The 19,771-nt window shown below is 45.5% G+C and carries 13 protein-coding genes; 8 read left to right on the plus strand and 5 right to left on the minus strand.

Annotation, left to right across the window (positions count from 1 at the left end; all coding sequences use genetic code 11):
• Positions 1-294 precede the first annotated feature (294 nt).
• On the minus strand, positions 295-1,506 hold the full coding sequence (locus J6I44_RS03350; RefSeq protein ID WP_265764561.1) for a serine hydrolase domain-containing protein: 1,212 nt from the start codon (positions 1,504-1,506) through the stop codon (positions 295-297).
• A gap of 336 nt (positions 1,507-1,842) precedes the next feature.
• Between J6I44_RS03350 and J6I44_RS03355 the strand changes: the two genes are divergently transcribed.
• From J6I44_RS03355 to J6I44_RS03375, 5 genes are all read left to right on the plus strand, one after another.
• Positions 1,843-2,421, plus strand: coding sequence for a class I SAM-dependent methyltransferase (locus tag J6I44_RS03355; protein WP_265764562.1), 579 nt, complete (start codon positions 1,843-1,845; stop codon positions 2,419-2,421).
• A 412-nt stretch (positions 2,422-2,833) separates the two neighbouring features.
• Complete coding sequence (locus tag J6I44_RS03360; RefSeq protein ID WP_265764563.1) at positions 2,834-3,385, plus strand: RDD family protein; 552 nt, start codon at positions 2,834-2,836, stop codon at positions 3,383-3,385.
• A 271-nt stretch (positions 3,386-3,656) separates the two neighbouring features.
• Positions 3,657-4,154, plus strand: a complete 498-nt coding sequence (locus J6I44_RS03365; RefSeq protein WP_265764564.1) for a nuclear transport factor 2 family protein — start codon at positions 3,657-3,659, stop codon at positions 4,152-4,154.
• 324 nt (positions 4,155-4,478) lie between these two features.
• Positions 4,479-5,234 (plus strand): alpha/beta hydrolase, encoded by a 756-nt coding sequence (locus J6I44_RS03370; RefSeq protein ID WP_265764566.1) that lies wholly within the window; start codon positions 4,479-4,481, stop codon positions 5,232-5,234.
• Between the two features lie 117 nt (positions 5,235-5,351).
• The gene (locus tag J6I44_RS03375) at positions 5,352-6,329 is read left to right on the plus strand and encodes an alpha/beta fold hydrolase (protein ID WP_265764567.1); all 978 of its coding nucleotides are present in this window, start codon (positions 5,352-5,354) and stop codon (positions 6,327-6,329) included.
• Between the two features lie 68 nt (positions 6,330-6,397).
• On the opposite strand, the gene J6I44_RS03380 is transcribed toward J6I44_RS03375, so the two are convergent.
• The 4 genes from J6I44_RS03380 to J6I44_RS03395 form a co-directional block, all read right to left on the minus strand.
• Entirely contained in the window at positions 6,398-15,157 is an 8,760-nt protein-coding gene (locus J6I44_RS03380; RefSeq protein WP_265764569.1) for a GH36-type glycosyl hydrolase domain-containing protein, read from the minus strand.
• Between the two features lie 7 nt (positions 15,158-15,164).
• A complete protein-coding gene (locus tag J6I44_RS03385; protein WP_265764571.1) occupies positions 15,165-15,491 on the minus strand; it encodes a DUF5335 family protein in 327 nt (108 codons plus the stop codon).
• 458 nt (positions 15,492-15,949) lie between these two features.
• Positions 15,950-18,016 (minus strand): peptidylprolyl isomerase, encoded by a 2,067-nt coding sequence (locus tag J6I44_RS03390; RefSeq protein WP_265764572.1) that lies wholly within the window; start codon positions 18,014-18,016, stop codon positions 15,950-15,952.
• A gap of 34 nt (positions 18,017-18,050) precedes the next feature.
• Positions 18,051-18,260, minus strand: a complete 210-nt coding sequence (locus J6I44_RS03395; RefSeq protein WP_265764573.1) for a hypothetical protein — start codon at positions 18,258-18,260, stop codon at positions 18,051-18,053.
• A 158-nt stretch (positions 18,261-18,418) separates the two neighbouring features.
• Here J6I44_RS03395 and rplU point away from each other — a divergent pair, with 158 nt between their 5' ends.
• From rplU to J6I44_RS03410, 3 genes are all read left to right on the plus strand, one after another.
• On the plus strand, positions 18,419-18,769 hold the full coding sequence (gene rplU, locus J6I44_RS03400) for a 50S ribosomal protein L21 (RefSeq protein WP_265764574.1): 351 nt from the start codon (positions 18,419-18,421) through the stop codon (positions 18,767-18,769).
• Positions 18,770-18,787: 18 nt separating this feature from the next.
• Complete coding sequence (gene rpmA, locus J6I44_RS03405) at positions 18,788-19,045, plus strand: 50S ribosomal protein L27 (RefSeq protein WP_265764575.1); 258 nt, start codon at positions 18,788-18,790, stop codon at positions 19,043-19,045.
• Between the two features lie 71 nt (positions 19,046-19,116).
• Positions 19,117-19,770: a fumarylacetoacetate hydrolase family protein gene (locus J6I44_RS03410; protein WP_265764576.1), complete on the plus strand. Its 654-nt coding sequence runs from the start codon at positions 19,117-19,119 to the stop codon at positions 19,768-19,770.
• Position 19,771: the final 1 nt, after the last annotated feature.

Below are 19,771 nucleotides of genomic sequence, written 5' to 3' on the forward strand. Positions count from 1 at the left end.
CCGTAGCGGTGTTACTTCGGTATAGGAGTCCGCAAGGCGGTCGTTAAAACATCTTATATCAGTCTTGAATATGGAAAAAATCGGTAAACTGAACTGTACGAACAGCTTCTCCTTGCTGTATCCCCGGCTGAAACCTGGCTTCTTTTATAACTCTCAGAGCTTCTTCATTACAACCACCTTTGATCCCCCGAATTACCTGGGATTCTTGATATCTCCGGTTTCCGTTACAATAAACTGGACGATGACAAAGCTATTTCCCTTTTTGTTCCAGGCGATACACCGGACCGTTAGAGCTCACTCTGAAATAACTTCCGAAGAATCCGACTTGAAGTGATTAAAGAAGCCCGGTATTACGGTTAACGGATACCTTGAGGGGGTGTTAATGAGAATGCAGATTCCTACTCTGTCTTCAGGAGCAAAAGCGATTTCGCTGCGGTAGCCGTTTACATACCCTCCGTGGTATACGATCTTTTGTCCATGATTATCAAGTACTCTCCACCCCATTCCATAATGCGATTCGTCTACTCCATCCCAATACCGGCTAAACCGTCGGTTATGGATGGTCACAAAGGGATCATAAATTTCTTCAAGCGTTTCCTCAGAAATAACGTCGGGATAGTGCCCTGTTAACAGAAGCAGCCATTGCCCCATATCTGAGGCAGAAGCATTGATCCCCCCGGAAGAAACCGCGTTATAATATTTCTCAGAAATTGACGTGGCTACGCGTCCCCTTGAACGGGAATGAAACATATGCGGCAAGGCTGTATTCCCCGAATTCCGAATGCTGTCATAACTTGCCGAGGTATAATCCATCGATAATGGTTCCAAGAGCTTTTCATTCAGCAGTGTGTTAAAGTCAGTGTTGGTTTGGACTTCCAGCACTTTTTCAATCGTTGAATAGGCCGCATTTTGATAGGCAAGCTGTTCGCCTTCTTTTGAGATCAGGGGAACTTGTTCCAACCGGGGAATGATACGGTCCAAAGAGAGCCCGTCTTCCACCAAATTCGTATATGCATGGCGTGGCAATCCAGAGGTATGAGATAACAGATGCCTGATCTGAACCCGATCGGTTTGCCCTGGGTCATGCAGCTTAAACTTTGCTAAATAATGAGATACGGGATCGTCCCAGCTTACAACTCCTTCTTCCACCATCAATCCCGTTAGTACCGAAGCAAAGCCTTTGGAAACACTTCCCAATCTAAATACGGTGTGTTCATCAACTTCTTCGGACGTCCCTCTTTCCTTTACCCCAAATCCTTTTTGAAGAACAACCCGACCATCCTTTACGATGGCAACCGCGGCCCCGGGTATTTGTTCGTCTTTGAGTCCGCCTTTAAAATCTTGTCCAAACTCTTTTAGGTAGGTAGACAGGGATTCATCCATCACCCATTCTTTAGGTTCGGATTCAGGCTCAACAACCTTAGGCTCTGGTTTGATGTCGGTAAAAGACAGATAAGATATGAGAGTAACAATCAGTAAAAGAAATGTTGAAAAAAATCGGATCACAGAATTTAGATGTGTGGGATAAAAAAGAAGTTCCTGTTTCGGATAAGAAATATATCCAAGGATACTAAAAACTAACTTCGATATAAACAGCATTGAGCTAAAATTTTATTCCTGTAAATCAATTCAGGCGAAATGGTCTATACCATTATGGATACTCTTATTTGTGTCCTGCATCAAAAATCGGTCTTGCCCTATCCTGCCGATTTTTAGTTCCTGAATTTCTGTAGTACATTTTTTTAAATTAATACTGGCTCGCACGGCGTTTATGTATAACCTCCGTGGCGGTGCTACTTTGGCGTGGTTGTACGCAAACAGTAAAAGAAGAAACCTTAAATTATGGAGAACGACCCTACCAACGGCTATGAAGCAATTGCTCAGGATTTCATCGCCTATCGCAGAAAATCAGCCATCGGTGTTGAAGCTGTCCGCTCATGGGCGCATACTTTGTTGCCGAACGCCACGATTCTGGATCTTGGTTGTGGCAACGGCATTCCAATTACCGAAGCATTAGTCAAAGATGGCTATACCCCTTATGGAATTGATGCTTCCCCAACACTGGTAGCATCATTTCGGGACCATTTTCCTGACCTCACCGTGGCATGCGAGTCTGCAGAAACGTCTGACTTTTTTGACCGGAAATTTGACGGCATAGTTGCCTGGGGCCTGATGTTTTTGCTATCGGAAAGCATCCAGACCATATTAATCAATCGCATCTCATCAACTCTTACCCCGGGCGGTCAGTTCTTATTTACATCTCCAGAACAGGCTTGCACGTGGACCGATATCATGACTGGGGTAGAATCTCGGTCACTCGGAGCCGAAAAATATGAACGTATTTTATCATCCGCAGGCTTATCATTAATCAGCAACGATATGGATGAAGGTGAAAACTATTATTATGTTGCCAAAAAGTAATGGAAACGACAATCATGCAACGTTAAATACTTGTGGCCCAATACTTTAAAAGGATAATGACAATCCGCCGCCCGGCATCCAACCACTATCTTGGGTATAAAACTTAGGGAAACATGCCTTAAGGATTACTTCTTAGATAATTAACCCTTTTGGGCAATGTAACCGTTGCTACCTTGCCCGCCTCCCATTTATTAGTTATATCTTTTATTAATAATCAGTTTCAAAAGATGACACCGGTCCTTATGAAATCCTGCAAAGTGGGGCAAGTAGTGGCATTCTACAGGGCTGGAAGCTTATGTGCTGGGTCGTAATATCTCACCTTAACCGGGAAGATGCTTATTTTAGGTGGCTATGCTGAACGAACTCAGACCAGTGCCTCTGTGTGGTTCGTTCAAAACAAAAAACATAACACATGATACCATCATACGCAGGGTTATGGATACGGGTGAAAGCATTCTTGGCTGATTACCTCTTCATCGCCCTTTATATAGTATTCCTAACCATTTTAAGCAGTGTCATTCAATCGGTTTTTCCGGATATAATTGAAATACTGTTCGAAAACCCGCTATCCGGGCAGTTATCCGGATTTATTTTAATTACTTTACCAGTTACTCTTTATTTCACGCTCTTAGAATCTTCAGCACACCAGGCAACTTGGGGAAAGCGCTGGCAAGGAATAAAAGTCATTTACAATGATGGCAAAAGGTTGAGTAAAACAAGAGCGTTGAGCCGAACAGCCCTAAAATTTATCCCCTGGGAGTTGGCCCATACTTGTATCTGGCAAATGAGTGGTAATAGCCCGGAGCTCACACCGATAATCTTAGTCGGTTTTGTTCTCGTTTGGACCTTAGTTGGCGTTTATCTGCTAACACTTTGGATTGGTTCAAATAAACAACCACTCTACGACCGCATTACAAACACCTTCGTGGTTAAAACGAATAAAGATCCAGCTCCCCTCTCATAACTACAACGGTACGTATTTTACCCAATATCAATCAGATCAATAGGGTATCCCTCTCCTACTCTAATATCTACCTCTCCATGTTTGAAAGCCTCAACTTAAGAGGCACTCTTTCTGTTGTTATAACTTTTCCAAAATTCCGGATTGTTAAAACGTGCTTCCAAGTGGAAATGACTCGCCGGCAGCCTGCCCTATCCTATAAACAAGGTGTAACTAATAATAGTATTTAGCGTAAGATTCGAACACTCCTAAAGCTAAAACCCTGATAAAGCCTATGCAGAAACCAATTACTTTAGTTGCACTATTTTTCTGTATCTCTACGATTAGTTGTTTAGCTCAGGATTATGCTTCCCAAAGTCCCAGTGAATTACAAGCCCATAATCGGTTGCGAGCTGAAATTATAAAAATGGATAGCTTGCTATTTGAGGTGGCATTTAACAAGTGTAATTTACCGTTATATAAACAAATCGTTACGGATGATTTTGAGTTTTATGATGATCGATCGGGACTCAATAAATCGTTGGATAAAGAAATTATGTCTTTCCAAGACCGCTGTTCTAAACCTTACTCAGTAACGCGAAAGCTTATTACCTCTGAGGTTCATATCCTGGGTGATTATGGAGCCCTTCAGACTGGTGAACATGAATTCTATGTAAACGATGAAAAGGTTCAAAAAGCAAAGTTTACAACTATCTGGGAAAAGCACAGAGAGTCTTGGATTATGAAGCGTGCGATAAGTTACGATCACCAGGATGTTAAGAATGACGATTAGTCTGATCTTTGATAGTCGGCACAGTTGCCCTATATAATCCGTATTATAAGGTGCCCATTTATTAGTTAGGTCTCCTTGTACATAAGGAGACACTCCGGTGCGTTAAACACGAGAGCATTCGGTGTAACTTTTTGCAACAGAATATCGTCTACTCTTTTAATCCATGAACAAAATACGATAATACCATGCTACATAATATTCATTTCCTCCAAGAAAGATTCCCAAATCAGTCCGATAACATCCTTTCAGTATCAATAATACTATTGACAAGTGCTCTGACCATAGGTGTTGGATTACTATTTTTGTTATAAGAATTATTAGATCATGACCAAAATGCGGAAATACATCCACATTGGATTGGGGGTATTCTGGCTCGGTGTTACTGCGTGGCTTTTTTATAATATGCAGGCTCATGGACTGGAATCATCCGTAATGGATAGCAATGAAAAGGTTCATGTCCAGCGTTCATCCAACGCCTTTATATTTACCCCGGCTGTTGATACAATGGAAGCTGCGCTGATTTTTTATCCCGGTGCCCTGGTTGATCCAAAAGCTTATGCCCCGATGGCAAAAGCCATTACAGAGGTCGGTTTTAAGACCATCATCTTAGCATTGCCTTATCGAATGGCTTTGTTTCAATCACAGCAGGATAACGTATTTCAACGCACATTGGAGTACATTGAAGGTGATTCACTGCAACGAAACTGGATTGTCGGCGGACACTCTCGGGGTGGGAAACTTGCTACACTATTTGCCCGGGATCACAGCAATGCCCTTGGTGGATTATTACTCGTTGGCACATCACATCCCAGGGAGCTTGATCTTTCCAACCTGACGATTGATGTGACCAAAATATATGGTTCCAATGATGGGCTGGCCAGCGAAGAGGAAATAGAAAGATTTGCTATAAATCTTCCTGCTCATATGCATCGTGAAAGAATTGCAGGTGGCAATCATCGACAATTTGGATATTACGGTTATCAACTTGGGGATGGCTCAGCTGAAATATCCCGCCAAGAGCAACAAGATATTATGACCCTCGCTATAATTAAGCAACTTCGTAGGGTTCGAGTCCGCTAAAAACGATATATTTTGGTTAGGCGAACCACATAGCTTGTATTATGTGGCTGCTCGATGATAGCTTATATACGCCCAAAATCAATGACCGTATCTTACCCTCAAACTCTGGAGCTACCATTGAAGAAGGTTTTTTTAATCATATTCTCTATCCTAATTATTGGATGCCAAGATAATAAACGGATACCCATACTAGATGACGGATATATAACCGGTGCAGAGGGAGCACAAATATACTACCAAGTGATGGGAAGCGGGCAAGACTCCATTGTGGTAATACATGGTGGACCGGGGGCCGGCATGCATTCTGTGCTTCCTTCGGTCAGGCCTTTAGCTCAACATTATGTACTGATATTCTATGATCAAAGAGGAGGTGGAAAGTCGGAGCTCCCGGCAGATACGACAAAATTACAGCCCTCATATTTTGTTGAAGATCTTGAGGCAGTACGCCAACATTTTGGCCTGGAAAAAATGAATGTACTCACTCATTCCTTTGGCTCCGTCTTGGTAGCTCAGTATGCCCAAAATTATCCTGAACATTTGAAGAGACTGGTCTTTCATGGTGCAACAGGCCCCGACCTCCAACAGGAACTTACATTACGAAAATTAAAGGCATCCCGGGCGCCACCTTCGCCAGATACGACCCTCTCGAACCGTGCCTCTGAACTACTGCAGAAACTGCTTAAGGGAACAGCCTCTAATCCTGTGGAAACTTGCCAAGAGTATGAAAACATCAATAAAAAGCTGGCTATGGCTCGTGGGGATACCATCACCTATAAAGGCACAACATGTAACGCTCCCCCCGAAGCCGTTCATTATTACTACCGATATACGGCTCAACTTGCCCCTCGATATTATAATGGCTGGGACTTTACCACTAAACTGGATCAGCTTAGGGCCCCTCTTTTAGTTGTTTATGGAAAAGAAGATTCCTCAATGATACCTGCACAACGTTCCTGGGCTTCTTCTATCCCCAATGGGCGCCTGCTGCTGATACCCAGCGCCGGAAAGGCCGCCTTTTCTGATAATCCCGGGTTTGTATTTCCTGCCATCGATATGTTTTTCAGTGGCAAGTGGCCCCAAAATGTGACCCCATAGTCTGATGGAGCATCCTTCTTTCAGGTTATCCCGTCGAAAACCAGCCCCTCATGCTCCTGGAATAACGACTAATCATGTTGTTTATCCACCAGTTGTAGCACCACCGAATGATTTTGGTTATCGTTTTTCAGTTTAACTTTGGCAACGCCTTCAGGAAAGCTTACCAACTGCTCATCAATAGTCCCTTCAAGCCCTCCTGATTCCAGCCCATTCGGATTCTGTACTTCTACATCATAAACGGTGCGCCCATCTTCTGACTTCCACCGGATGCTGTAGTCCTCCCATTCCGGTGAAATAACCGGTTGAATGGTCATCGTATTTCCTTTCAGCCGGATCCCCAGGATAGATTCCAGGGCTACCCGGTACATCCACCCAGCCGATCCGGTGTACCAGCTCCACCCACCCTGTCCCACATGGGGAGGTTCGCCGTACACATCTCCAGCTACTACGTAGGGTTCCACTTTGTACAGGTCGGCCGCTTTCTGTTCCCGGGCATGATTTATTGGATTTATCATCCGTAAATATTTGACAGCCTTCTCCCCGGATCCCATCTCCGCAAACGCTCTGACGGTCCAGAGTGCAGCGTGGGTATATTGGCCTCCGTTCTCTCGCACCCCGGGAATATATCCTTTGATGTATCCCGGATTCCGCTTCGTTTGATCAAACGGGGGCGTTAACAGGCGAATAAGGCCATCTTGTTCTGATATCAAGTACTCTTCTAACGCCGCGAGGGCTTTCCGTTTTTTCTCTTCAGGAGCCGCCCCTGATATCACGGACCATGCCTGGGCTACGGCATCGATACGGCACTCATTATTTTGGGCAGACCCCAGGGGCGTGCCATTGTCATAAAAAGCCCGGATGTACCAGTTCCCATCCCACCCCTCCTGATTGAGATGTTTGGCCAGTTTGTGGGCTGACTTTTGATACCGTTCTGCTCGCTCTTCATCCCCCATTTGCTTGCAGTACGGGATGAATGTTTGCAAAATAGAATACATAAAGAAACCTAACCAGACGCTTTCCCCCTGCCCTTCGTGTCCCACTCGGTTCATTCCGTCGTTCCAGTCTCCAGCGCCAATCAGGGGCAATCCATGCGCGCCCATTTTTAACGTAATGTCAATTGCTTTGATACAGTGTTCATAGAGTGAGCCACTGATATTTGTATCTGACAATCCTGAAAGAGGCCTTCGCGAGGGCTGCAAGTACGCCTCATGTTCATGGTCCGCCAGTTTTCGGGCTTCCAAATAAGAAATCGTTTCATCCAGAATCGCTTCATCTCCTGTCGATTCTATATAAAAGGCGGTTACATATGGCAGCCAAAGCCGGTCATCCGAAATCTTGGTTCTAACTCCCCGTCCCGTTGGCGGGTGCCACCAGTGCTGCACATCGCCTTTAATGAATTGACGGGAAGCATGCAGCAGGATCTGATCCCGTGTCATCTGAGGATCCACGTAGAGAGCCGCCATTGCATCCTGAAGCTGATCACGAAATCCATAAGCCCCGCCGGCCTGATAAAAGGCTGCACGCGACCACATCCGGCAGGCGATTGTTTGATATAGCAGCCAACCGTTCATCATGAGGTTTAGGGCCGGGTCAGGTGTTTGAATATCAATGCGCCCCAGACTATGGGTCCAAAATTCGCGGACCTCCTCAAAAGCTTTTTCAACCTGTTGATGATCTCTGTATCTTTGGGCCAGCTGCTCTGCCTCCTTAGCTGTGTCTCCTTCCCCCATCAGGGCTATGCATTCGATCTTTTCTTCGGGTTCCAATGTTATGGTAAGTTGAAAGGCAGCGCAGGGATCGCCGCCTATTTTCACTTCGTTATCAAGCTGTGTCTGTTCCGCCACCGCTCGCGGCCGTTTTAATGAGCAGTTTCGGCCGATAAACTTCTCCCGGTCTGTCGTAAAGGCCAGTCCTTTTTCCTCTACATAATGCGGGCTGGAACGAGGAACGGGCAGGAAGCTCGAAAAGGCCATACGACCAGCGAATTCATTATTATAATGATTCCTGGCATAGATCGTATCGCCCTCTTGGTTTGCTTCCTGAACGATATAACGCGCAGATGCTTCCCTGTTAATCCCCAGTACCCATGCCTGGTAACTAAACAGCGAAAGATGGCGTTTTTTCGAACTCTTATTGCATATGGACAGTTTAGAAATTTTAACCGGATCTTCGCGGGGAACGAACTGCAGCAATTCAGATTCTATACCATATGACGTATGTCGATGCCGCGTATATCCAAACCCATGTGATACTTCATAACGGCCATGGCCCGGTACCGGACCTGCTGTAGGCGACCAATAGGTCTGGCGTTCTTCATCGCGTATATAGAATGCTTCCGAATGGGGATCAAGGGTAGGGTCGTTTGACCAGGAAGACAACTTATTTTCGCGACTGTTTTCACTCCAGGTGTACCCAGCCCCGGTTTCTGTAGCTATAAAGCCAAAAGAGGGATTGGCAATTATATTTATCCAGGGGGCTGGGGGTAATTGGTGTAACCCTCTATCCGGATCAGGCTTTAGCAAGATGCGATACTCATTATCTTCTTTCGAAAATCCCCCATATCCATTAAAGAACTGAAGCTCTGTTTTGCTATCCATTATATCTGTAACGGTACTCTCTGCTATGGAAGCCCTACTATAGGTTACAGCATCCACTCCTTTATGAAAAGAATCTACTTTTTGTTTCTGGATCAGATCATCAATTTTTGGAAGGCTCCCCTCTAAGACTACTGAAGCAACCGTCAATATAAGAACAAGATCATCTTCGGGCAGGCGATCTGAACGTAAGACAAACACATTGTCATTTTCATGCCCCTGGTAGCGACTATATGAACTTTCCACCGTTTGCTGTAAACCTTGCTGCAGTTCATCAACATAGCCGGACATGTGATCATTTAAAATGACTAAATCAGTTTGGAGTCCCCTCTGCTTCCATAACAGATGGCCTTTTAACATCCTTTCGACCGATTTCAGCTGCTCTGACTTGTCGATACGAAAAACAATCACCGGGTGGTCTCCCGAAATGCCGTAAGTCCATAGATTAGACTGTTTAAGGTAGTTTTGGCTTAATATTTCAGCACTGGATCTGAGGTGAGAATCGTTATAAAGCATGTAGGAAGCCAGTTTTTGGAAATACTGAAATCGCTCACTGCTGATGCCTATATGATCCAGTTCAACTGTGTTGTAGATGGATGATAAATCAAAGGCCCGATCAACCGCATAGGGATTATCAAACCTATCGACCAGTTCTACGGCTTCTTTGCGGGACCCGGCCCACCCGATTCCATAGGTGACCTGTATTTTTTCACCGGCCTTTAGGTTCACTACCCGCCGCAGGCTCATAACCGGATCCGAGACATTACCGATGGAGCCACTCAGCCTGTATCCCTCCTGCATAGCCTGTGGGTTCAACAAGCTACGTCCCCGGCCTATAAAGTTAGACCGTTCTGTCTCGAACTGTAGTGGTTCCGTCAGGTTCTCCAAATCATAACTGGCTACGGTATGAACCATAAACTTGGGCTGTTCGCTATCCATCCGGGGCCTCCTCCAGGCAATAAGACCATGATGCTCGGCCAGGTAATCGGTCTGTACAAACAGTTTGGAGAAGGCAGGATGGGCGTTATGATGTTGAGCCTGGTTAAGGACTACTTCGGCGTAACTGGTCAGTTCAAGCGTTCTGCGGCGATCAGAATAGTTGGTAAGCGTTATCTTTCTGAGCTCAATGGGATGCTCGGGAGATACACATATTTCTGTGGTTGTTTCAAGCCATTCATCCACTCGTGATGTCTGTACTTTCCCGTTGTGAAACCAGCTATCATAACGATCGGGCTTACGTTTAACCGGCTGATGGAATGCCGACCAATATTCTCCCGTTTCTCGATCTTTGATATAAACAAATAAGCCCAGTGGATCTTCTGTGGGATCCGCCTTCCAGCCGGTTAGCATAATATCATTATAATATGAACTGCCTGTGCCGCTATGGCTTACGAACGTATGGTATTGCCCATTCGACAGCAGATGAACCCGCGGCGGGGCGTCATCCAGGTTATTTATACCGGCGTGCTCAACTACATAATGCATACTATGCTGTTCACCGGGCTCCATCTCTACATCAATTGGGTGCGGTTCTTTTATAGGAATGCCCCGCGGGATACGCTCTTGCAGGAGGAGTTCACAGGCTTTGATCTGAGGATCGGCATGAAAATAGTTATGAATCGTCCAGCCGTTAAGTACGTTTAAAAAAGCAATAAGGCTCATCCCGTGGTGGTGGGCCATATACGTTTTAACCACACGGTATGGTTCCAATTCCGGCAGGTGATCCGGGGTAAAATCAATAGCATCGTAATATCCCCTGAGACCGAGTCCTCCAATGTCTTTTAGCACCTCCAGGTTATCCAACGCATCTTTAGGATCTACCATTAGAGCCAACGCTGATGCATAGGGGGCTACCACAAACTCTTCGGCCAGCCCCCGTTTTAATCCCAGGCCCGGGGCGCCAAAGGCACGGTATTGATAGTTCAAATCGATGTTAAGAATGTTATAAGCACTCTCTGAGAACCCCCAGGGGCGGTCAAACTTTTGACTGTATTCACGTTGCCATTCCACAATCCGCGCGTAGGTATGGCTTAACAAGGTGTATGGATAAGAGCGCATAAATAACAACGGCATTAAGTACTCAAAGGTCGTACCGCCCCATGAAAGCAGAAATTCATCATTATTCCTGCTCGTCAACCGGCGGCTCAATCGAAACCAGTGTTCGGAGGGCACATCCCCTTTTGCGATGGCAACAATGGAAGCAATACGGGCCTCGCTGGCCAATAAATCATATGTTCCTTTATCCAGTTCTGCTTTCTCGACATTATAGCCGATGTTAAACAATCCCTTTTTCTTGTTATAAATAAACCTAAAATCCATCTCCGCAACCAGCTGCTCACAGATAGAGGTGATGGAGTGGACCTGTCTCGTCCATTGCTTTAACATCCTGTATTCTTCGGAGTCTTTGGATTGTTCCAGCTTCTCCAGTCGTTTGGCAGGCGGAACCTCTAACCCAGAATCATCCGCTGTTGAATAGGTATATCCGGATAGTTCCTTCTTGTAACTTTCGACCTGTCTCAGTGGGCTTTCAAGCCAAAAGAGCAGGTCGTCAACGCGGGCATCTCCTAATGAGCTACGAAATTTCATAAGGTTATTCCCGCATAGCGTACAGGCTGATTCTTTAAGTTCGTTCAATAGTCTAATGCTTTCTGAAATGGTCGCTGGGCTCTCTCTTCCATTCAGCTTGTTTAACATCCGGCTGATACTGGTTTTTATTTGTCGGCAGACGTCTTCATAACCATTTTCATTTCCCTGAGGTTCGAGATCAGAAAAAATAGCATGCACTGTTTCCAAGGTATCTTCCAACCCTTTCCAGAAAGCCGCATTGGGATTTTCTTGTCTTAGCAACTGCCCAACGGCTTGTTTGACAACAATAAGTCCGGCGGCAAGGTTACCCGAGTCGACGGTTGATACATATTTAGGATTAAGTACTTCTCCCAGCCGTATATCATACCAGTTATAAAAATGCCCGTTGTACCGATCCAGTTGCATCAGTGAATTTAACGTCCTCTCCAGGCGCGATAAAAGTTCGCTCAAGGTTATATAGCCCATTTCGTATGCTGCCTGGGTGGCAACCAATGTCAGCCCGATATTAGTAGGCGAGGTTCGGGCGACGGGAGGCAACAGCGGATCTTCCTGGTAGTAATCCGGTGGCAGCCACGAATATTCTTCGTTCACCAGGCGCTCAAAGTAAAACCAAGTCCGACGGGCATATCTTCGCAGTTTCGATTTGTCGTCTCCAGAAAGCCCGTTTTTAGAAGACAAATGCGGATGTGGATGACTAAAATACCATGCAAAGCCGGGCGAACTTATCCAGAGTAATGAAAATGGAACAACAATCCAGAGGCTTCCCGGGTCAATAAGAAGAGCCGTTATCAAAACAGCAATCCCTAACAATACAGATATCCCCATTAATCGGATGTACTCATAAACGGTATTTGAGCTCAAGGCTTCAGCCCGGGAAGCTGATGTCCACTCTAACAAATGTTTTTTTGAAATCAATAATCGCCAAATGACCCGAAATATAGCATCCAGATGAATAACGGCCTGGTGAGGTAAGATAGCCAGCGTTGAAATTGCCTGGAAGGTATTAATCTTCAGGTTAGAACGGACTTTTTCAAAGTACAGCTTCCATTTAATACGGGCCGGTCGGTTTAACACATCCGTGGAAAAGCTGACGTAAATAGGAAAAGCAAGGATGCCGAAGGCTGCTGCGGTCCAGAGTAAGGCTGTTCCGGGAAGCCAAAACCATCCGGCAACAAAAAAGATAGTCAAGAAAAGGGGCGTCAGTGATCGGCGCAGATTGTCAAAAATTTTCCAACGTGCTAACAGATGGAGAGGATTTTTTGCGGTTCCGTCAGCTGCTGGTACATCTCCAAACAGCCAGCTCGCGATTTGCCAGTCTCCTCTTGTCCACCGGTGGTTTCTTTTACAGTAGCTGGCATAGCTTGTGGGGTAATCATCAAACAGCTCGATATCCGTACTTAGCGCAGCCCGAACGTAGTTACTTTCAATGAGGTCGTGAGAAAGTATTCTATTTTCAGGAAAACGGTTGTCCAATACGGTATGAAAAGCACGGACATCATAGATGCCCTTCCCTGTAAAGACGGCCTCTCCCATCATATCCTGATAAATATCGGACACAGCGGTGGTATAGATATCGATACCCACATTACCCGAAAATATACGGGTAAAATACGTTTTTTGGGCCGTATCCGGAGGAATGGATATCCGGGGCTGAATGATCCCATAGCCTTTGGTAATACGGCCTTTATTCTTATCGTACCATGCTCTGTTCAGTGGATGTGAGGCCACTCGGACCAAGTCGATGACGCTATCCGGAGGTGTGCGGGTATCGGCATCGAGCGTCAAGATAAACTGTACGGGCATACTTTGGATTGAGGATATAAAGTCGCCATAGATGGTCGAAAATGAGTGATCGGCTGACGGATCACAAAGAAGTTCGTTCAGCTTTTCCAGTTTACCCCGTTTCCGTTCCCATCCCATCCATACTCTTTCTTTGGGATTCCATTTTCGGCAGCGATGAAGTAGAAAAAACTTCTGTCCATACCGGGAAGTGTACTTCTTATTCAGTTCTTCAATGATATGTTTTGCTTCGTTGAGAATTGCAGCATCGTCCGGCATCTGTTCCTGATCGGCGTCAGTAAAATCAGATAGCAGGACAAACTGCAGCCCGGGGTCAGGATTGGCCAATGCGGTAATCTCTAATTTTTCAAGCTGCCGTTTTACATCATCTGGCGAACTTAGCAGGGTGGGCACAACTACCATAGTACGCGCTTTATCCGGTATTCTATTGTCAATCTTCAGCTTGGGTAACCTGCGTGGAGGGAGCGTAAATGCAAAAAGACGGTTTACAGCCGTCACCGAAAGTTCAAGAGCGGGAAAAAAAGCGACCAGCAGGACACTGACAGCAACCGGCCACGAAAAACTGATGGCATCGGTAGCTATCCAAAGAACGCCCAGCAGGGCAATGCAGAGTGCTGCTATTATCCCGATATAGTAACCCGCCGTTTTTTCCAGTTTCTTCCGGAGCTGTTCGCCTATGGGCATTTTATATTTAATGTTTTGGGTCAACTCCTCGTACCCTCCTCCTACCAGGTAATAGCCCACATGCTTTTTCAGTACCGCATGATTGTGAAGGATGGCTGTTTCATTACCGGTATGGTTGATGTTACGTTCGGCCAGAGACAGTACTTTTTCGGCAATTTCGGTCTCCGAATAATCCGAATATTTGCTCAGGCGCTCTACCGCCCGGCGGTACTGGTCTTTGGCCTCATGATCCATCTCGGGATAAATACCCATTGGATCGAGACGAAGCATCTGATCTACAATAGAGCACTCTTCAATAAATTCTTGCCATTCCGTTTCGGATATCTCCCGGAGTGAGATAACCCCATTCTGAATACTGACCTGCAGTTCTGACCTCCGCTGGGATTCTTCTCTAAGCGCCTCAACGAGGGAAACACCTAATGGTTGTAACCGGTATTCGAACCACCTTTTTTCATCTTCCGATATCAGGCCGGCTACCTGCAATTGGTGGGCGAGCTCTACCAGCAAAGTTTGCTCTTCAAAGGATTGCCTGTGAGTTTTCATCCAGTCAATGACTCTGTGTAGTACCCAGCCGGGTTCATCAACTTCTTCTTTGAGTAACCGGTCGACAAATTCTTGTATTTCTACACGTATTTTACGACGCTCAAGAATTTGAGATGCTTTTTCCGCCAATTGTTGTACCAACACCAGGCGTACCATTATAGGAATGGCCCAAAGCTCTCCCATATTAAGGGTCAATTCCTCTTGGTAGCTCTGTATATAAAGGGTCAAATTTTGAAGGTCAACTATATTATCGGTATGAAGAACAAGACTTTGCACCAGATCATACACCCTGGGCATCCCTTGGTTTGGTCCGGAAGTAAGGTGGGGAACCGTACGCTGATACTCGATAGGAAAATCATTCTCTATCTGTATAATCTGTTCCTGGATGACGTAAAAATTATCGATCAGCCAATCAGCAGCCGGTGAAATGTCCTGATTCTGCTTAACAGAAGTAACTAAAGTTCGGTACGCTTTTGTCAGGCCTTCCTTAGCATCAATAAGTAACGGTTTTATAGGAATGATGTCTTTCTTTTGATGACTGAAGGTGTGGCGATGCGATAATTCTCTCGCATTCTGGTTTAGCAAGTCCGATTGGTATAATAACTGGGATTGGGGAGGCATAGGCCGACTACCGGGTTTCAATGATGTTTCGAGTACCGTCGTTTTGCACTATTTCAAAACTAAGTAACCAGCCATCATCGGCTTCATCCACATAGATTTCTTGGGGATGGTGAACCATCCTATTTAACTTTTCAAGTTGTATTTCCAGCACATCGCCTTTTTTGTCGTAGGTTACACCCTTGAGTAATGTCCACTGGGTTTCGGGTTGAACCCCCATGGATTTGTTCAGTATCCGGACTTCAGCATATTCGGGTTGCTCGTCTTTTAGAAATTTTTTCGAAAATGAATTAAAATATTCCTGCCACTCTTTCTTCTCTATTTTTCGGATCGACATTGTTACATGAGCTGAATGTTGATATTCATTTTTCTCTATAGGTAAAATATATCGATGCCGACCTATTCCCTATAGGGGTATACTCCTGTACGTGGTGAGAGAAAAATCCCTACATGAAGATAAGCCAGTCAAGTCCGTCGCAGGTACCAAGTTGAGTAACATTGAGATAGGATCCTGCTCCTAAGGACATAGAGCAGATGTTCGGCAACCAAAGAGGAGAAATAGAACTATTTGGTAAGTAAGAGGCCCCAGAACCATCACTTTGATTAGAAATTGACAGTGAGTTTCGTTCTCCCCGAAAATCATCCCCGCCGTAACGCCCCGTCAGCCAAGGAGGCAAAAGCAGATGCCCAGGAATGTACTCCAGAGTCTCTCTCACAGATCGAAAATACTGAGTAAAAAACCAGCTTTATCAAATCAAAACTTATGCTTGTTGGAACCCCAATTAACCTTTCTTATCAGTACCAGGTTGTGGAAATCACTTGGTCTCCTACTTCCATGCGGTCGACTACACCCATCCCTTCAATGACTTTTCCAAAGCGGGTATAATTGCCATTCAAATGTGGACTCCACTGATTCATCATAAAATACTGGCTGCCTTCAGTATCTGTACCTGCGCTGGCAATGCCCGCAGCTCCGCGTTCAAACTCTAACTCCGACGATTCAGTAGGGAGTATAAAATCTGGTCCGCCAAAACCATCCTGGCGTTCAATATCACCGCCTTGAATCACAAAGTTGGGCACCACACGGTGAAAAGGAACGCCGTCGTATGCTCCGGCCCGGCTTAGACTGTCGATAGCAGAAACCGTTGCGGGTGCTCTAAGCGGATCCATGCGGATGGTAATTGCTCCCCTTTCGGTGTAGAGCGTCCACCGAGGTTTAGTACCCAACTGCCACAGTCGCTGCCAATCGGGTGTGCGGAATTTATTCCCCGAACTTTTCGGGATATCGACCTCCCATCCTGCATCAGCGAGCGACTGGTTTAATGGTGCATAACCCAATGCAGCCAATGAATCTATAACGGGCCGGGCCTGCTCTTCAAAGCGTTCTTTGTACAGCTGCCCAAACTGCTGATATACTTCAATATCATCCGGTAATAAAAACCCGTCTAAGGTACCGTTTATTTGCTTAAAGTCATCCTGCTGAAATAGCGCTTCCTGCTCCAACAATGGCTTGGCCATATAAGCTACGCCCCGATCATGCAGCTGCAATGCATCAAATGTGAGCGCTCTTATCTTTCTAATACGGTCCGGCATCTGCTCCTTGGCAGGTAACTCCTGCCAAAATTGTTGGAGACTCTCCACAACCTGCATAGTGGCAAGGTGATCCTCCTGATTGATCACTTCCCGGAGGTGCTTCAAATACTCTTCCGGCGATTGGCTTGCCTGGAACACCCCAAGTTGATACGATCTTAAATAGGGATTCTCCTCCACGTACTGCTCCATGCGCTGCTTGTATTGACCCACAAGGGTTGAATCAACGGCACTGGCAACTTTCAGTGCCTGAAACCAGATGTGGCCGGAAATGGATGTATTCTCTAACATCGTTTCCGTAACATATCGGTATAAATCGCCGCCTTGGGTAAATTTTCCAGCGAGGCTCTGCAATGCGGTTAGTTGCACTTGGGGATTCTCATGCATCAGCAAAATTTTGGCGGCCAGCGACCTTCGCTCCGTCATTTCAATTGGACGTAATGATTTGGCCAGTTCCACAGAAAGCTGAACTTTGCTGTCGAGCTCTTGCTCACTGTTATAAAAATTCGTAATCCGGTAAGTGGTACGATCAGGCAAAATATGATTCACATATTGATCGAGGGTCCGGTCAATTCCTAACCCTTGTGTTCGCCAGCGGCTCAGCAGCGTATCCCGGGCTGTCGATGATAGCGGTGTTTGAGGATTTCGATACCAGCCATAGAGATAAGCCTGACGTACAGAATCTGCATCAACCGTAAAAGCCTGTTGTAAGAGCCGTATTTGTTCCTCTTCCCCGATTTCATAGCGCATCAACAGCCTGCTGATGGCAAGCGCAAAATGATATTCACGGTTATGGATTGAATCCACCTGTGAAAGCAAAAATTGCAGGCTCTGTTGGTCGCCCTGCCTGCCAAGTACCCGCGCAATGCCTGGCCGCAATGCTTGCTGTTGCCCCCATAACTGTTCCAACTGGCGCAGCTGTTGTACATTCATGGAGTGCTTGCTCAATGCAAACCAGCTAACTTCCGTATTTTGTTGTTTGGCCAGACCTATAAATAATTCTGTTGAATCTATGGGCGTGGATGCCAATGCTCGCCACGCTTGTTGGCGGACGGTATCACTTGCATGGGTAAGAAAAGGGGTAATTTCCCGGGCATCGCGCTGAAAAACAGCATTATACAACTCTGGATAGGCTGCTGTTATTGCTTCATCCGTTATGGGAGATTCTGCCTGGTAGATTCCTCTGCTATCAGCAGCCCATTTAAATAAGAGTACGACAATGACTACGAGTGCTGCGAACAGAAACCATACGCGGAGCCGAATATATTCCATATAGGTAGATGTCGATAGATTTTAGAAAAATAGTTTATATGGACGCTTTTTCTTTATCCTCAGCCCCTTCAACCAAGTCATGATCTTTTTCCCCGTGGATTGTCTTCAGCTTGCCATTACCATCTTTGCGAGCTTCATGCAGTTGAGAGTCCTTAATCCATGCACGTCCGCCATCGTGCTGAAAACGTTTGGTATTCTTAAACATGAAAGCCTGTTCGTGTAAATCGGGTAATTTTTTAGACATTACGATCATTACTTAAGGTTAAAGTTTTACAGTTGGGTTTAACATACCATTTTTGGTTCATTTGTTCATCTAAATTTTGACTTTGCTTTCAGCAATGAAACGCTTATATTTGGAGTCTCTTGTGAAAAGAATATTTATAACGTTAAATCATTAGTTAGATGTACGCAGTTGTAGAAATAGGTGGGCATCAGTATCGCGTTTCTGAAGGCGATGTATTGTTTGTCGACAAACAAAGTGATGAAGTTGACCAAGAACTTACTTTCGATCGTGTTATGTTGGTCAATGATGATGGTAATGTAACCGTAGGTAAACCCGCCGTTGAGGGCGCTGCTGTAACAGCAACGCTGCTTGATAACGTTAAGTCGGACAAAGTGATCGTATTCAAGAAGAAACGACGCAAAGGCTATAAGGTTAAGCGCGGTCACCGGCAACCAATGTCACAAATCGAAATTAATTCAATTTCTGTTTCTTCGGCTTCGAAAGAAGAATCCTCATCCGAAGAAGAATAAAAAAACTTCCAATTTATTATGGCACATAAGAAAGGACAAGGTTCAACGAAAAACGGCCGTGATTCGATATCCAAGCGGCTTGGAGTAAAGAAGTATGGTGGAGAGAAAGTTCGCGCCGGCCATATTATTGTTCGCCAGCGTGGAACGAAGTTTCATCCCGGCGAAAACGTAGGCCGCGGTAAAGATGATACCCTCTTTGCCAAAGCAGATGGACAGGTTACCTTCCGTGTTCGTTCTGGTGGACGTAAATACGTGAGCGTCGAGCCTGTCGCTTAAAAAAAATTTTTACGAAATTTTAAAGCCTTGGTTTTCTAACGAGACCAAGGCTTTTTTATATTCATCTACTTATGGCTCAAATAAATTTACCGGGATTACCCCATTTAAGCGCTAAATCTGTATTTTGCATCGGCCGCAATTATGTAGCTCATGCGAGGGAGCTCAATAATGATGTGCCCGATGAACCGCTCATCTTTTTGAAACCCCTCGGCAGCCTCACCTTTGATGGTCCCATACAGCTGCCATCGCAAAGCAATAATGTGCACCATGAGGTCGAGCTGGTGGCTGCCATTGGGAAAGGGGGAAAAAATATTTCCAGGAAAAAAGCGCTCGACCATGTTGCCGGCTATGCTGTAGGTATCGACATAACGGCGCGCGATATCCAGAGCAGGGCAAAAGAAAAGGGCCGCCCCTGGTCAGTGGCCAAAGGCTTCGACACTTTTGCACCCCTCAGTTCATTTATCCCTGCTGACGAAATTGCTGATCCACAGGATATCGACCTTTCCCTAACGGTTAATGGCTCCGTAAGGCAAGCTTCCAATACCAGTCTTATGATTTTTTCGGTAGCTGAACTCATTCATTACCTGTCGGGAATTGTTACCCTACAGCCCGGCGACCTCATTTTTACCGGCACCCCGGAGGGAGTCTCTCCCCTGCAATCTGGAGATAATATCCAGGCTAACCTTGGCTTTTTAAACGCTCACTTATCGATCAATGTAGCATAAT

This window comes from Fodinibius salsisoli (assembly GCF_026229185.1).
Taxonomy (GTDB): domain Bacteria; phylum Bacteroidota; class Rhodothermia; order Balneolales; family Balneolaceae; genus Fodinibius; species Fodinibius salsisoli.